General features: G+C 44.4%; 17 protein-coding genes. 4 read left to right on the forward strand and 13 right to left on the reverse strand.

Features of this window, described 5'->3' with window-relative positions; genetic code table 11:
* The first annotated feature begins 1 nt into the window (after nucleotide 1).
* Nucleotides 2-913 carry an NAD(P)H-dependent glycerol-3-phosphate dehydrogenase gene (locus F6K57_RS16110; RefSeq protein WP_293017274.1) on the forward strand — a complete coding sequence of 304 codons (912 nt, stop codon included), beginning with the start codon at nucleotides 2-4 and terminating at the stop codon, nucleotides 911-913.
* Between the two features lie 966 nt (nucleotides 914-1,879).
* Nucleotides 1,880-3,130 (forward strand): RNA polymerase sigma factor SigC, encoded by a 1,251-nt coding sequence (gene sigC / locus F6K57_RS16115; protein ID WP_293017275.1) that lies wholly within the window; start codon nucleotides 1,880-1,882, stop codon nucleotides 3,128-3,130.
* Between the two features lie 207 nt (nucleotides 3,131-3,337).
* On the opposite strand, the gene F6K57_RS16120 is transcribed toward sigC, so the two are convergent.
* Nucleotides 3,338-4,525, reverse strand: coding sequence for a peptidoglycan-binding protein (locus F6K57_RS16120; protein ID WP_293069219.1), 1,188 nt, complete (start codon nucleotides 4,523-4,525; stop codon nucleotides 3,338-3,340).
* Between the two features lie 183 nt (nucleotides 4,526-4,708).
* Between F6K57_RS16120 and F6K57_RS16125 the strand changes: the two genes are divergently transcribed.
* A complete protein-coding gene (locus tag F6K57_RS16125; RefSeq protein WP_293069221.1) occupies nucleotides 4,709-5,587 on the forward strand; it encodes an SH3 domain-containing protein in 879 nt (292 codons plus the stop codon).
* Nucleotides 5,588-5,636: 49 nt separating this feature from the next.
* Here the strand turns inward: F6K57_RS16125 and F6K57_RS16130 are convergent, their stop codons facing one another.
* From F6K57_RS16130 to F6K57_RS16140, 3 genes are all read right to left on the reverse strand, one after another.
* The gene (locus tag F6K57_RS16130; protein WP_009148761.1) at nucleotides 5,637-5,813 is read right to left on the reverse strand and encodes a hypothetical protein; all 177 of its coding nucleotides are present in this window, start codon (nucleotides 5,811-5,813) and stop codon (nucleotides 5,637-5,639) included.
* A 205-nt stretch (nucleotides 5,814-6,018) separates the two neighbouring features.
* Nucleotides 6,019-6,486 carry an SH3 domain-containing protein gene (locus F6K57_RS16135; protein ID WP_293017278.1) on the reverse strand — a complete coding sequence of 156 codons (468 nt, stop codon included), beginning with the start codon at nucleotides 6,484-6,486 and terminating at the stop codon, nucleotides 6,019-6,021.
* Nucleotides 6,487-6,495: 9 nt separating this feature from the next.
* Nucleotides 6,496-6,759, reverse strand: coding sequence for a hypothetical protein (locus F6K57_RS16140; protein ID WP_293069223.1), 264 nt, complete (start codon nucleotides 6,757-6,759; stop codon nucleotides 6,496-6,498).
* A 53-nt stretch (nucleotides 6,760-6,812) separates the two neighbouring features.
* Here F6K57_RS16140 and F6K57_RS16145 point away from each other — a divergent pair, with 53 nt between their 5' ends.
* The gene (locus F6K57_RS16145) at nucleotides 6,813-6,938 is read left to right on the forward strand and encodes a hypothetical protein (protein WP_293069225.1); all 126 of its coding nucleotides are present in this window, start codon (nucleotides 6,813-6,815) and stop codon (nucleotides 6,936-6,938) included.
* A 48-nt stretch (nucleotides 6,939-6,986) separates the two neighbouring features.
* On the opposite strand, the gene F6K57_RS16150 is transcribed toward F6K57_RS16145, so the two are convergent.
* The 9 genes from F6K57_RS16150 to F6K57_RS16190 all read right to left on the reverse strand — a co-directional run bounded on the left by F6K57_RS16150 (nucleotide 6,987) and on the right by F6K57_RS16190 (nucleotide 14,023).
* Nucleotides 6,987-8,501 carry an AAA family ATPase gene (locus F6K57_RS16150; RefSeq protein WP_071105385.1) on the reverse strand — a complete coding sequence of 505 codons (1,515 nt, stop codon included), beginning with the start codon at nucleotides 8,499-8,501 and terminating at the stop codon, nucleotides 6,987-6,989.
* A 487-nt stretch (nucleotides 8,502-8,988) separates the two neighbouring features.
* On the reverse strand, nucleotides 8,989-9,504 hold the full coding sequence (locus F6K57_RS16155) for a YceD family protein (RefSeq protein WP_293069227.1): 516 nt from the start codon (nucleotides 9,502-9,504) through the stop codon (nucleotides 8,989-8,991).
* 302 nt (nucleotides 9,505-9,806) lie between these two features.
* Nucleotides 9,807-10,340, reverse strand: a complete 534-nt coding sequence (locus F6K57_RS16160) for a R3H domain-containing nucleic acid-binding protein (protein WP_364303117.1) — start codon at nucleotides 10,338-10,340, stop codon at nucleotides 9,807-9,809.
* On the reverse strand, nucleotides 10,303-11,472 hold the full coding sequence (gene yidC, locus F6K57_RS16165) for a membrane protein insertase YidC (RefSeq protein WP_075901672.1): 1,170 nt from the start codon (nucleotides 11,470-11,472) through the stop codon (nucleotides 10,303-10,305). Before yidC ends, F6K57_RS16160 begins: the two co-directional genes overlap by 38 nt.
* A 208-nt stretch (nucleotides 11,473-11,680) precedes the next feature.
* The gene (locus F6K57_RS16170) at nucleotides 11,681-12,076 is read right to left on the reverse strand and encodes a PH domain-containing protein (protein WP_293017280.1); all 396 of its coding nucleotides are present in this window, start codon (nucleotides 12,074-12,076) and stop codon (nucleotides 11,681-11,683) included.
* Entirely contained in the window at nucleotides 12,066-12,488 is a 423-nt protein-coding gene (rnpA, locus tag F6K57_RS16175) for a ribonuclease P protein component (RefSeq protein ID WP_293017281.1), read from the reverse strand. The genes F6K57_RS16170 and rnpA overlap by 11 nt, the downstream gene beginning before the upstream one ends.
* Nucleotides 12,489-12,616: 128 nt before the next feature.
* Nucleotides 12,617-12,754, reverse strand: a complete 138-nt coding sequence (rpmH, locus tag F6K57_RS16180; protein ID WP_044494288.1) for a 50S ribosomal protein L34 — start codon at nucleotides 12,752-12,754, stop codon at nucleotides 12,617-12,619.
* Between the two features lie 235 nt (nucleotides 12,755-12,989).
* Entirely contained in the window at nucleotides 12,990-13,289 is a 300-nt protein-coding gene (locus F6K57_RS16185; protein ID WP_293069231.1) for a hypothetical protein, read from the reverse strand.
* Nucleotides 13,290-13,435: 146 nt separating this feature from the next.
* A complete protein-coding gene (locus tag F6K57_RS16190) occupies nucleotides 13,436-14,023 on the reverse strand; it encodes a sigma-70 family RNA polymerase sigma factor (RefSeq protein ID WP_293017284.1) in 588 nt (195 codons plus the stop codon).
* Between the last annotated feature and the right edge of the window lie 4 nt (nucleotides 14,024-14,027).

The following is a 14,027-nucleotide window of genomic DNA, read 5'->3' on the forward strand; positions in this document are numbered from 1 at the left end:
AATGACCAAAATAACTATAATCGGAGCTGGTGTTTGGGGTACAGCCCTCAATAGCCTAGCCTCTCAAAACGGTCATCAGGTTTGTTTGTGGTCCCGTCGGAGTCAGACAAAATTAGCAGATGCCATAGAATCTAGCAGTATTATCCTTTCTGCTGTTTCCATGTCGGGGGTAAATTCTGTAGCGCAACAGCTAAAGGGGTTATCAGTATCTCCTGAGGTGATATTGGTCACAGCGACTAAGGGGTTAGATTTGCAAACCACCCGTACTCCCTCCCAAATCTGGCAAGCTGAATTTCCCAACAATCCTGTAGTCGTGCTATCAGGTCCTAATCTCTCCAAAGAAATTAAACAAGGACTCCCAGCCGCTACAGTAGTAGCTAGCACAGATGTAAAAGCAACTCAGATACTACAACAGGCGTTTTCTTCGCCAAATTTCAGAGTTTACACCAATCGAGACCCCCTCGGTGTAGAACTAGGGGGTACCCTGAAAAATGTGATGGCGATCGCATCTGGAACCTGTGATGGTTTACAACTAGGAACAAATGCCAAAGCAGCTTTACTAACCCGTGGACTTACAGAAATGATCCGTATTGGTGAAGATTGGGGTGCTAAGGTAGAAACATTTTACGGTTTGTCGGGACTAGGAGATTTACTGGCAACCTGTAGTAGTAGCCTCAGTCGCAATTATCAAGTTGGTTATCAGCTCGCTCAGGGTCAGAAACTTGCAGATATTCTCGCCAACTTGGAGGGAACAGCAGAAGGGGTCAACACTACAAAGGTTGTGATGGAACGAGCTAAGCTCAAAAGAATTTCAGTACCCATTACTTATCAAGTCCATCGATTGCTCCAAGGGGAGATTACCCCCCAAGCTGCTGTTGAAGCTCTAATGCTACGAGATACTAAGCCAGAGTAAGGAACCTGACTGAGTTGTTATATCATGTCGGGATAATTACCCTTAATAAAAATATCCCCATCTCCCCATCTCCCCATCTCCCCATCTCCCCATCTCCCCACCCTCCCTCTAATTATGGGTATTCAACCTGACTTGATATTACCCTTGCTCCCTGACTGCGAAAGCTCTCCTGCTCCGGAAGCTCGCCTGCTTTAAAACTCAGACAGGAAAACTCAGACAAAAAACTGCGACATTTTGCTGTTGTCTATGACAAAAAACTGAGACAAAAATTGAGACATTTTGCTGTTGTCTATTAGGCATCCTGAAAATATAGAATCTTTAGAGACATGCCACTGCTTGAGCTGAAGCGACTGGATCAATAGATTGTAATCTTTTGTAAGGTTTTATAAAGTTTTGTAATATCATTACCAATCTGGCCACATAGCTGGGTGGCAATAATATTTCATAACTCTGGTAATTCGGCAATAATTTGGCAATTTTGAACTATGTGTATGCACTTATTCATAAGTTCGTTGTTTCTTCAAACCCATTCCAGCAGAGGATATCCGCAAGTAGCTTGCCTACTGCTTAGTCCCTGATACCCATAAATAAAATTTTTTCTTGAATTAGCGAGAATATTTCTGGAATCGCCATGATGCCCACTGTAGATTAATACAGCTTTTGACCAAGGTCTCTATTTACCTATAGAGTTACTTCTAAAATAGCTCAAATCAATAGCTTAAATCAGGAAATCCCGTTCCTTTTGCCATCTATAAACCTTCAGCCCTTACGGGCAAGGTTGGGTGGAGACATCGGGTGAACCGTTAGCTACGGATACTAATAAGGGCTACCAGGGATAACCGGTAAGTCTTGCCGGAAAAAATTTATTTTAGTAACTGTTTCTCCGGTCATCATGGGTGGGAATTCTAGTACTAAGTGTGACAAACACAATTCCGTGTTGTCACTGGTTGTAATCGAGAGATCATTATGCCAGCCACTCCTTTCTATGCCGACACAGAATTAGATCACGAGACTTCTGCCTATAGCTTTGAGCTTAATGGCCCAAGGGACGATGGGGAAGGATCAGTGGATGACTTAGTTGATGTGGAGATTGAGGGTGCAGACGCGGCTAGCTTAACTAAAAATAGCACCCGTCGCACCACCGACCTAGTTCGGTTATATCTCCAGGAAATTGGTCGGGTTCGTCTACTGAGGCGAGATGAGGAAGTCTCGGAAGCTCAAAAAGTTCAGCGCTACATGAAACTACTACGGCTGCGCAATAAGTCGGCTATATCCGAAGATAAAGTCATGGAGCGCTTTGTCCACCTGATTGAAACCCATGATCGTCTAGCGTCCCAGTTAGGTCACCGTCCTTCCTTGGAACGGTGGGCAACGGCTGCAGGAATTGACGTTTCTCAACTTAAGCCGAGTATGTCAGCTGGAAAACTGCGTTGGGCAGAGTTAGCCGAACTGACATTCAAAGAGCTAGAGCAGGTACAAGCTGAGGGGCTCCAAGCTAAGGAACACATGATCAAAGCTAACCTACGTCTGGTAGTGTCAGTAGCGAAAAAGTATCAAAACCGTGGCTTGGAACTTCTAGACTTAATTCAGGAAGGAACTCTGGGATTAGAGCGAGCGGTTGAGAAATTTGACCCGACCAAAGGCTACCGATTTAGCACCTATGCTTACTGGTGGATCCGTCAAGGAATCACCAGGGCGATCGCTACTCAAAGCCGTACTATTCGCCTGCCAGTTCACATTACTGAAAAGCTCAATAAAATCAAAAAAGCCCAACGGAAGATTTCCCAGGAACGTGGCCGCACAGCAACCATTGATGATATTGCTGTGGAATTAGAGATGACTCCGGCTCAGGTACGAGAAGTATTACTACGAGTACCTCGCTCTGTTTCTTTGGAAATTAAAGTTGGTAAGGAACGAGACACCGAACTGGGAGATTTACTCGAAACTGAGGAAACCTCTCCAGAAGAAGTGTTGATGCGAGAAGCCTTACAACGGGATTTACAGCAACTCCTAGCCGATCTAACCAACCGTGAACGGGATGTGATTCGGATGCGGTTTGGCTTGGGAGATAACCAGCCTTACTCTCTAGCTGAGATTGGTCGCGCTTTGGATTTATCTCGGGAGCGGGTACGCCAAATTGAAGCTAAGGCTTTACAAAAGTTGCGGCAACCCAAGCGCCGTAACCGAGTTCGGGATTATCTGGAAGCTTTGAGCTAATCCCTTGGTGACATATTCCCACACTTACCTATAACTTACCTATTAGGGAAGTGTGGGCTTCTTGCCAATCCTATCCTAGCTATCACCCTAGCTATCCCTTGTCCTAGAGTTCTAGTTATTGAAAATTTATTGTATTTATAAATACCTGAGGTTAAATACCTGAGGGAGCACCCCGATCTATTTCTTTGTTAGTGGACTTGAGCTGACTTAAAAATAGGCTACCCGGGCATCAAATCCTTGCGATCGCAATTCATAGGAAAGACTTTCGGCCTCACTACGGCTAGAAAAGGCTCCAGCATTAAAATAACGGCCTCGATTGTCCTCAGATATAATATCATCGTCTGATATAATTCCACTACTTAGCTTGATCTGATTTAGTACTTTATCATTATGAATCGGGATCACCACCACATAGCGATTCTTCTCAGTTTCAGGATTGATATCAATAAATCCCAATGCTTGCAGGGTTTGTAAATCAGCTATCCCGGTTGGAAGTAGATTATTATTACGTATCTGAAATTTAAACACTGCATCCTCAGTTTGTTCGCCATATCTCCCATCAACCGGACCGGGATTAAACCCCCGAGATCTCAACGCTTGCTGAAGCCGTTTTACCTCTGGACCACGATCGCCTGGTCGTAGTTCACTGCTACGGATAGGAGTACCAAATGCTATCGGTTCTTGACTGCTAAAGTCAGCAGGAGGAAGAGGCATCTCCCCAGGCAGGAATCGAAACGGTTGTGATTGAGTAACTAATGCATTAGATAGTTCTGCTCTAGTTTGTGATCCCACAATCCCATCCGCCCTGAGACCATAGTCTGTTTGGAATCGAATCACTGCTTGTTCTGTAACTGGACCAAAGTAACCGGTTGGGTCGGCATTGAAATACCTCAGTTCTCTTAACTGTCGCTGCACTTCCGTAACCGCTGATCCACGAGACCCTCGTCTGAGTCCAGATTGATTAAGATTCCTACGGGATGGTGCTACTCTGGTTTGCGATGGAAAGAGTGTTGCTCTGGTTCGTGGTCCGACTTCCCCATCAGCAGGAAGCCCCTTGTCTCGTTGGAACCGAATCACAGCATTTTTAGTAATTGAACCAAAATAGCCAGTTGGTTGCCGATTGAAATACCCAAGTTCTCGTAAACGACGCTGAACCTCTGTTACATCGGCTCCCCTACGACCTTCCCGCAGCACCCTTTGGGCTAGGGCTTCTTCTGCCATCCCCACAATGCTAAGTGTGGCAACTAGCAACAGTAAATAAATCCGATGGTGAGTAACTAGCTTATACTCCTTCAGCCACTGAAAAAATGTTTGATTCGACTCCGTCAAAACCGCAGGAGTATCTGCAAGTTCTTCTTCGCTTAAGGCAAGATGAAGATAGGCAAGGGTCTCCATGATTCTTCCAAGGAAACTGTTACCGTTAGTTTAACAAATCACAGTAGACCATTGGTAATGTTTCGGACAAGAGAATCTCAGAAATTTTACGTAATCCGATAGTAAAGCATGTAGTTATAGAGCAAGACTCTTACCAAAACAGAGCAATTCTCCTCTTTTACCATAACGCAATAGTTTTAACTCATGACCACTATTCGTCACTGGAGTACGTTTTTCCCCCTGCTAGCTTTAGTTTTGAGCAGTTTAGGGGGAGTAGACGCTAGGGCTACCGTAATTCCCAGCACCAATTCCGCCAACACCATACCATCGGCAACACCAACCCAAGCCCAGACTCAAGGGAAATTTCAACTGGCTCAGGAATTGATGGGTGAATGTCGCGCCGCTGCTGAGTCAATGTTTATCTACAAACAGCGATCAACCTCTAACCCAATTAGAACCTTAGACCTTAATGAACAAGTTATTCTGGCCGAAAACAAGGTTAGCAAAGATGGTTGGATCGCGATCAAATTCCCCATTAATGGATTTGTCCAAGCCCAAGATCTGAAGTTCTGTCCGGGGACAGGAGGAGTACGCCCTACTCAAACACAATCTCTCTGCCGCCAAGCTGCTAAGTCAATGTTTATCTACAAACAGCCATCAATCGAACCAATCAGAACCTTAGAGCCTGATGAAGAAGTTATTCTGGCCGAAAACAAGGTTAGGAAAAATGGTTGGATAGCGATCAACTCCCCCGTTCCTGGATTTGTCCGAGCTAAAGATCTCAAGTTCTGTCAGCAGACATTAAGAGTAAGCACTAATCAAAGACAATCTCTCTGTCGCGAAGTTATATATAAAGGTAATGATGGTATAGCTGTCCGTAGACAACCGGATATTAACTCTTCCCGACTGGGTCTTGTCTCCTATGGAGTGGAAGTAACACTGGTCAACCGTCCGCCTCAAGAGCAATTTGTTAAGGACTCCCAAGGGCGCGAGTGGGCAAGAATAACTTATCCTGTTAATGGATGGATGTCTAACGGGTTTCCTCGTAACGGTGATCAGAATCTTGTGGTTTGTTCCAATTAGCCCACTACTGAATTAGCAAGTTGTTAATTACTTATTATAGGACTTTTATTTATACCAAGTCAGCCTGATGTAACAAGGCACCAACTAAGCCAGCCATAGCAGTAATTCCTATAGCAATCATTGGGTGTTGACCTTGGCTGACAGCAAAGGAAGTGACAATCCCTGCACCCAAAGCAGCAGTCACAGCAGCACCCAAAAGATCTTTATTTGTATTTTTATTGTACATAAACCTGTTAGCCAGAAATTCAGTTAGGTAGAAATTTAACTTTTTTGGTGGTGTTAAAAGTTAGTTTCATAACCTTATCATTCTGGATTCTGGCGTTAAAGCTAGATCGGCAATATCGCAATCAAGATTAATATTTAGCTAATTTTCTTAACAATAACCAGACTTGTTAAGTGTGGACTGTTGCTCCAAACTATTAATCTATTGATTAGTCTATTTTTTTGACATTACCTGCTTTAACCCAACCTTTTTGGTCACTACCAGGCAAGCGTACTCTCTGCCATCGCTTATCATCACTGTATCCGAGGATGATCAGGGTCTGATTGTAGCCAATACCACCAATGCGTTGAGCGTTCAGGCTAGGGGAGTCCCTCAGAATCAACCCCTGTGGCCAGGTAACACTGGCTCGATAAGCACCCGGTTCTAGTTTTGGTAAAGGACTAGGACTAGGAATGGGTTTGGGAGTAGTTGCTGGTTTAGACTCCCCAGATGAACTGGTGGGCTGAGCTTTTGGTGATGGTGAGGTCTTGGGTCGCTCCTCAGCAAAGACAGGTTTTTCAGGCTCAGCTGCTAGTTTAGTAAAGAAGTAATATACTGTACCAACAGCAGCACCTGTTAAGATGGCAATGCCGAGAATAAAACCAATGATAAACTGAGCTATCTTGGACAGACTCATGGGAAGCTATTAAAGATAAAGGTTGAAGGTTGAAAGGTTGAAAAGTTTAAGGTTGGAGGTGGTTAGGTTGAAGGTTGAAAGGTTGTTCGCGTAGCGTGGCCTTTTGGCCAAGGTTAACAGGTTGTTCGCGTAGCGTGGCCTTTTGGCCAAGGTTAACAGGTTGAAGGTTGTTCGCGTAGCGTGGCCTTTTGGCCAAGGTTGAAGGTTGTTCGCGTAGCGTGGCCTTTTGGCCAAGGTTAACAGGTTGTTCGCGTAGCGTGGCCTATTGGCCAAGGTTAACAGATTGTTCTAGCAACAGTTAATGATAAAATTCTAAATTAATCTAGTTGACATTAATCGATAGCGTCGATCCTACTTATCAGGTCAAGTCAATTTTATTAGCCCTACTCCCTACTCCCTACTCCCTACTCCCTACTCCCTACTCCCTACTCCCTACTCCCTACTCCAATTAACCCAGGATGAAGTCTCTGACCCAATTGAGAACTGCTATATATAATTAATTACTGGAGTTGGCGCTGAATGCGATCATTTAAGGGAGTATTGCGAGAAGCCATACGAGCTTTTCCGGCAGCTGCCCAATCCTGTAAGAATTGGATTTGCTCTTGGGCTGTCCGTGCTAAGGGGATAATTTGGCTAGCGGCTTCGAGAATATCATCTGTGGTAAAGTCTCGGTTTTGGCTAAAGCCGATGTGCATGGCTTCGATCAGGGTCTGCTCAATTTCTGCTCCGGAAAAATCAGGGGTTTCGTAGGCTAATCGGTCTAAAGCGTAACTCTTGAGATTATGAGGTCGCAGCCGGGATAGGTGTAGGTCAAAAATAGCACGACGTTCTTCCTGGTTGGGCAAACCAACAAAAAAGATTTCGTCAAATCGACCCTTGCGGAGCATTTCTGGGGGTAAGGCTTGGATATTGTTGGCAGTAGCTACCACAAATACTGGGGATTTCTTCTCAGCTAACCAGCTAATAAAGGTACCAAAGACACGACTGGTTGTGCCTGCATCCCCTTTAGAGGATAGACCAGAGAAGGCTTTGTCAATTTCATCAATCCAGAGGATGCAGGGAGCGAGAGCTTCGGCTAGCTGAATCATCTGCCGAGTACGGGATTCTGATTCCCCTACTAAGCCACCAAATAGACGACCGACATCTAAACGTAGCAGGGGTAGGTGCCAGTGGTTTGCGATCGCTTTTGCAGTTAACGATTTCCCAGTTCCTTGAATCCCCACTAATAGTAAACCACGAGGATGGGGTAAGCCGTATTGTCGGGCCTGTTCTGTAAATGCTCCACCTCGTCGCAGTAGCCAGTCTTTGAGGTTGTCTAAGCCACCTATGTCTGAAATTTTTTCTTGGGTTGGGTAGAACTCTAGGATTTGGGTTTGCCTAATGGATTGACGCTTTTCTTCTAAAATTAGTTCCACATCTGAAGGTTGGATGGCATTATTAGAGGCAATCCCACGAGCTAGGACCCGACGAATTCTTTCTAAGGAAAGACCAAGAGCCGAGCGCACCAGCTCATCAATGATTTTTTCAGTCAGATTTTGACCCGTTGCCCCCAACAAACGTTTCACCTCAGCTTTAATTTCCGATGCGGTTGGTAAGGGGAATTCCAGCACTGTCAGCACTTCGGTTAAATCCGAGGGGACGGACACTTGGGGGGTAACGATAACTATATTCTTAGGCTGGGATTTGAGGGTACGTGCCAGATTTCTGAGTTTACGAGCAACTGATACATCTTCTAAGAATCGGTGAAAATCTCTTAATACAAAGATGGCAGCAGCACTTTCGCCAATTCTATCTACAAATTCTAAGGCTTGTAAGGGATTGCGGCGTCCAAAGCCGATATCATTAGGATTTCCTTGGTAACCATCCACAAAATCCCAGATATAGACACCACGATTACCCAAACGTTTAGCGGATTGCTTGATCGCTGTTTCTACTCGCTCTTCTTCTAGAGTGGGAATATATAACAAAGGATAGCGAGCACGTAGCAGAAGCTCAAACTCGTCATTGAAATTCATATAGCAAAGGGAACAGGGAACAGGGAATAGGGAACAGGGAGTAGGGAGCAGGGAGTAGGGAGCAGGGAGTAGGAACCCGTGGCGAATTAAATTACGGGTCAAGCGCACCTAAGCGGCCAAAGGGGGTTTCCCCCAGTCGTGCTTTGCCGTGGTTTCCCCCATGAGCGACTGCATTAAGACGGGAATATGCCATCAAAAATTATGACAATTCCTACATGGATTTTTATATAGCGTTTCTCGCAGTTATGAGGTAAGCTTTGCAACCTCAAAGTCCCCCTTATTAAGGGGGATTTAGGGGGATCAATTTATACCTTATGGGATATAGAATTCCTATATAGGAGCCAATTACTCAAAAAGTTAATGCTATAAATAAATATTTAAACCTTAAACATAGCATTTTTTATTTCCAATAAACTTGGATAAAGGCTCTGCTGCTAGTAACTCCCTGACCAATTTCCCCTTCAGCATTATACTACCAGGCAACTCACTATCCAGGAAGTTTTCTCTTCAGGGATTCTAGAGCCCCCCAACGTTGATCCCGTAGTTGATCCCGTAACTCTGCTTCACTGTTATTCTTAATCTGGATACCTATACATTCTTGGTCACACAGCTGCCGTGGCGGAATTGCCAGACATAGTTGTTCGTATAACCAAGTGTCTGGATAAAAATACCCCTGAGCTGGAAGGGTTTCTTGTAAATCATCCCAAGTTATCTCCTGCTCTAGGGATACATCCGACAGTTGGTCAGCTGAGGAAGCTAACCAAACTAATTCGGATGTATCGATGCTTAGGCGGTGGTTGTACTGTTTTAAGCAGCGGTGACAAGTCAAGGTAATGATCGTTTCTGCTTGAGCACAGACCTCCAGGTAATTTCCTTGATGAGCCACTTGCACTTGACCTCGAACTGGGGTCAGTGTCTGTAAATCCACCAAGAATTGATTGACCGGAGTTACTTCTGTGTGCTCTGGTAATTTGAGCAACTCAGGAATATATATCGCCTCCATAATGCTTATCCTTTGCAGTTGACTGTTAAGCGTTGATGGTTAACCTTGAGCTTCTCAAACACTCATAGGACTTACGCATTTGCCCCCTAAATCCCCCAATATTGGGGGACTTTGACATCATTACCCCCCAATATTGGGGGGCTAGGGGGGCGAAATCCACTTAAGCGCGTAAGTCCTGACTCAGCAAAAAGCGACCATTTATAGACTTAAATAGTTATATAGAGTTAATGCATTATGTTAGCCAGGTGATGGGAAGAATCCCAAGTGCAATCAGCAGTGAGAGGGGTAAAACTCTTAATCTGTCAATACCTGCGACGCACCACCAGTCGTCGGTCTGGCTCTTGCCCTCGACTAAGAGTTTCTAAATCCTCAAAAGCCTTGAATAGGGTATGGACTTGACGCCGCTCTGCTGCCGATAGGGATTTCAATTCAAATTCTTTCCCGGTCTGACGGACTTTCATAGCAGCGTGTTCAGCGATCGCTTGAAGTTCCACTTGCCGTCTGGCTCGATAGCTATCGATATCGATAACGTAAACGGCTTGTTCTTCCTCTTCATGACCCAAGTTAAGGAGGGAATTTGCTAAGTACTGGATAGAATCGATAACTTCCCCTTCCCGACCAATTAAAGTTTGAGTGTCTTTCGAGGTCAGTTGACTATTATCGATTGTCAACCAGTAGCTGGGTCGCTCTCCTAGGGGAGCGTCACCATCAGCTACCTCTATACTGGCGGGCAATCGAGATAAGCGCAGGAGTTCTTCTAACCACTCTTTACCACGCTCCTGATGTTGATTTACCATACTAACTTGATGCTTTTTTCTTTGAACGCTTGGGCTCAAAAGGCAATGCCTCTCGACCCTCTCCAGACTTAGCTGCTTGTCTTTTTGCCTCTTTTTCCTGCTGCTCAACTATTTCTTGCAAATTCTCTGGCAGAGGTTCTCTCGAGAGAATGAAAGTCTGGATAGTTTGAAATATATTAGCTACAACAATATACATCAATACCCCAGCTGGCAGGGGAAAGAATAAGAACATGCCAGAAAACAATACTGGAGTAATCTGATTAACTACCTTTTGCTGGTCACCGGCTTGCCCTGCACCTGCACCTGAACCAGACAACAGCTGGTTGACGTACAAACTGATCCCAAAGAATAGAATCATACCTACGATATCCCAGTGGATAGTGCCATCGTCATCAAAAGCACCCACTCTTCCTAAAGCATCAATAAATAGAAAGCCTTTGTTAGCAGCTATTCCCGTTAAGGTTCCCTGAAGCTTTACCTCTCCAGGCATCAGGGCTTCTAGTGTCCCATCTTCAAGAATACGTAAGCGGTCTTCTCCGTTGACTATTTGCCAAGTGGGAGTGATATCGGTTTCTGGATGCTGAGCAATTAGTTGATTTAAGGGTTGACCTTCAACAGTTTGAAACTCTACTTTGGTTTTTTCCCCAACTACCAGCTTATTTCCTGCCGGAAGTAGGGCGATGACTGGTTCATGTAAGCCATCGGTAATGTAAATATTTTGGGGTTTGGTGGTAAAGACTTTAGGCTGGATATATTCCAGCTGTTCTTGGGGAAAAATTTGTAAGTTGACGTCGTAGTTAATGTTTGCAAAGGGTGATCCCCGCAAGGTGGCAAATAGGGCAAACAGAACCGGCATTTGTACCAACAGTGGCAAACAACCGGCTAGGGGGTTGCCAAACTCTTGAAACAGCTTACTCATTTCTTCCTGCTGTTTAGCCGGGTCATCCTTGTAGCGCTCTTTTATTTCGTCTTGCCGCTTCTTCATCAAGGGTTGGGTGACTTTCATGCGCCTCATGTTGCGAATGGAGCCAGCATTAAGAGGGAAGAGGGCAAAGCGAATCACCAGGGTCAAGGCTATTATGGCTAAACCATAGCTAGGCACAATCCCGTAAAAGAAATCCAGGATTGGCAGCATGATGTTGTTGGAGATAAATCCGATACCAAAGTCCATTCGTTTGACGTTAACCTAGGCGCTATTGTAAAGTTTTCTGTGTCTAATGTAACTAATCTCCGTCCCTATGCGGTTCGGGTTTCCGACTTTTATCAGGTATATCTACTGACATCAAGGAGTTGAACCGATTTTGGTGGCCAGATGTAGGAAAGGGAAGACTAGATCAGGGCAAGTGACCGATGTCAAGGTTTTCTTGGCAATGTTCTGTCTACATCATTTTGATGGCACTAACGGCTTTGCCTGTTTTGTCTGCTGCTCGTTCGGCAATGTAGTCGTAAATTTCTCTAAACCGGGGTATTGCCCGCATTTCCAAACGGCTACCATCTTTTAGGGTAACGACAATATCTCCCCAAGTTCCTATACCACGGGGAACTGTGGCAATCTTTGAAATTTCAGAATAGATCACATCTGAGCGATCGCGTCCCCGCCAACCCCCAGTTATTGATATGCGGCGGCTGGTAATCCGATACCGTAGCCATAGAGCCCTGACAATAGCAGCTACGGTTAGAGGTATGAATATAATCGTAAATGCCAACAATATGCTAATGATCAGATCTCCCCGGTGGGGGCCACCCTCATAAAATACATCTTCTCTAATGCCCATCCAACACCTCTGCTTTTACCAACAACTTTTCTAATTCTCTCAAAAGTTGTGCATATTCGCACTCTCTGGCTTCTGGTTTTACTATTACGACTAGCTTCCAACCGGGGGATAGGCGTGGTAATAACTGCCTGAGGGCGGCTCGAAGTTGCCGCTTAATCCGATTTCTAACAACTGCTTTCTTACTGACTTTTTGGCTGATGGAGATGCCAATACGGGAGGGAGGGTGATCCTCTGGTAGGGATTTTTCTGGTAGGGATTTTTCTGGTACAATGGTTTCTTTGGCAATCGGGTAAATAGTACTCTGTTGTAAACCCCGTAATGTTAGGTAACGCCCTGAACGACGAATACCTGAGCGATAGACTGTTTTAAAATCTCGCCAGTGCTTAAGTCGATTGGCTTGAGGCAATCCCAATGCTTAACTGTAATCCTTGATTAATATCAATTCCTTGAGCAGGATAAAGGCAGAAGAGCCACGGGAAATGGCTGTTTCTTAACCTTTTACCTTTCACTTGCAGCAGGTCGGCATCAATGCTTAGATGACTAGACCGAGAGACGACGCCGTCCCTTGCTTCTGCGAGCTCTAATCACATTGCGACCATCTTTGGTGCGCATCCGGGCACGAAAACCGGATTTTCTTTTTTGCTTACGGTTGGTTCCGCCTAGAGTGCGTTGAGTCATGGGTTTGCTGGAGGAATACTATTAACGAATACTATGAAGGATTGATTGCCAACTATAGCTGATTGTTGATCATACCATGTCAAGGGGTGATCTATCAAGCCAAGCGATCAGTTATCAGTTATCAGCGATCAGCTATCAGTTATCAGCTTATGGGTTATTTCACAGGCTAGAAGCCTGTGCCACAAGGCTGACCACTGACCACTGACCACTGACTGCTTACATACCCTCAGATAGTTTAGTCCTGCCATGGTGTAGTAGGGGATGGCTCTTCTGTTGAAACCACCTTCAGTAACTTCCGAAGACCTTGATTCCACTTTTCTAGTTTTAAATATTCGGTCATTTCAATTTCCTCAATTAAGCAGTTAAGGGATTCATCAAGATTAGCTAGCTCTAGGATTTCCGCCATCCGATTTGCCTCTAATTCAGACAAAATCGGAAGAGCTATTAGCTGGCGATACTCTTCTGATAATTTAACTTTTTGAGGATTATTATTTTTGGTTGACATTTGTTTGTTAGGATTTTCATCCTTAAACATAGTTTGTTATTATATTATTTGAATCATTTCATAAAAACTATCTAAAATTTACTTAATGATTAAATAAAAGTGGGGGCAATCAGATCAGGAATGCCCCCAAGCGGTTTCCGCACCCTGATTAGCTATAGCTAATCATAAAATTGTCTTTATTGATGATCAGCCTTAAGCTCAAAAAACCTATTACGTAAACGCTTTAGGGCACGATTACCTCGCTGTCTGGCAGACGCCTCAGTAATATATTCTCCCTTAGAAGCCAGATGGTTTACTACTTGTCTCCAAGACAAGCCTTCTATTTCCCGTAAGACGATTAGTTTGGAGTCCTTTGGGTCTAACTTTTTAAGGGCTAGCTCCAGCAGCCTTAAGTCTTCATCCTCAGAGTTTGAGGAGGAAAGGCTATGGCTGTCTTCTAGTCCTAGTTGATCCTCGATTAAATTAGAGTCCCATAATTGCTCTTTTTTTTGTTCCCGGCTCATTTCACGGATGACATTGAAGGAAGTAACCCTGATCCATGCTCCAGGGTTTTCAATTTCTTGCCCTGATTCTATGAGTTTTATTCCCCGTAAATAGGTTTCATTAATTACCTCGTATATTTGATAATCCGGAAAATTAAATTGCCGTATTTTTTTCTTTATTCCGTTAAATAATGCAGCATAATATGTTGCTTCCTTAGTTTCTAAAAAAGTTTGGCTAACTAAATGTTTAACCGCTGATTCAAACTTTTGACGAGGGGTCATATAT

The organism is Moorena sp. SIO4A5, from assembly GCF_010672005.1.
Taxonomy (GTDB): Bacteria; Cyanobacteriota; Cyanobacteriia; order Cyanobacteriales; family Coleofasciculaceae; genus Moorena.

What these genes read in the sequence shown, in the direction of transcription:
- rpmH (WP_044494288.1), bottom strand. Translation starts at nt 12,754, where the DNA reads ATGACTCAACGCACTCTAGGCGGAACCAACCGTAAGCAAAAAAGAAAA.
- F6K57_RS16130 (WP_009148761.1), bottom strand. Translation starts at nt 5,813, where the DNA reads ATGTACAATAAAAATACAAATAAAGATCTTTTGGGTGCTGCTGTGACT.
- F6K57_RS16135 (WP_293017278.1), bottom strand. Translation starts at nt 6,486, where the DNA reads ATGAGTCTGTCCAAGATAGCTCAGTTTATCATTGGTTTTATTCTCGGC.
- F6K57_RS16125 (WP_293069221.1), top strand. Translation starts at nt 4,709, where the DNA reads ATGACCACTATTCGTCACTGGAGTACGTTTTTCCCCCTGCTAGCTTTA.
- F6K57_RS16170 (WP_293017280.1), bottom strand. Translation starts at nt 12,076, where the DNA reads ATGGGCATTAGAGAAGATGTATTTTATGAGGGTGGCCCCCACCGGGGA.
- F6K57_RS16110 (WP_293017274.1), top strand. Translation starts at nt 2, where the DNA reads ATGACCAAAATAACTATAATCGGAGCTGGTGTTTGGGGTACAGCCCTC.
- F6K57_RS16185 (WP_293069231.1), bottom strand. Translation starts at nt 13,289, where the DNA reads ATGTTTAAGGATGAAAATCCTAACAAACAAATGTCAACCAAAAATAAT.
- F6K57_RS16150 (WP_071105385.1), bottom strand. Translation starts at nt 8,501, where the DNA reads ATGAATTTCAATGACGAGTTTGAGCTTCTGCTACGTGCTCGCTATCCT.
- F6K57_RS16120 (WP_293069219.1), bottom strand. Translation starts at nt 4,525, where the DNA reads ATGGAGACCCTTGCCTATCTTCATCTTGCCTTAAGCGAAGAAGAACTT.
- F6K57_RS16155 (WP_293069227.1), bottom strand. Translation starts at nt 9,504, where the DNA reads ATGGAGGCGATATATATTCCTGAGTTGCTCAAATTACCAGAGCACACA.
- sigC (WP_293017275.1), top strand. Translation starts at nt 1,880, where the DNA reads ATGCCAGCCACTCCTTTCTATGCCGACACAGAATTAGATCACGAGACT.
- F6K57_RS16190 (WP_293017284.1), bottom strand. Translation starts at nt 14,023, where the DNA reads ATGACCCCTCGTCAAAAGTTTGAATCAGCGGTTAAACATTTAGTTAGC.
- yidC (WP_075901672.1), bottom strand. Translation starts at nt 11,472, where the DNA reads ATGGACTTTGGTATCGGATTTATCTCCAACAACATCATGCTGCCAATC.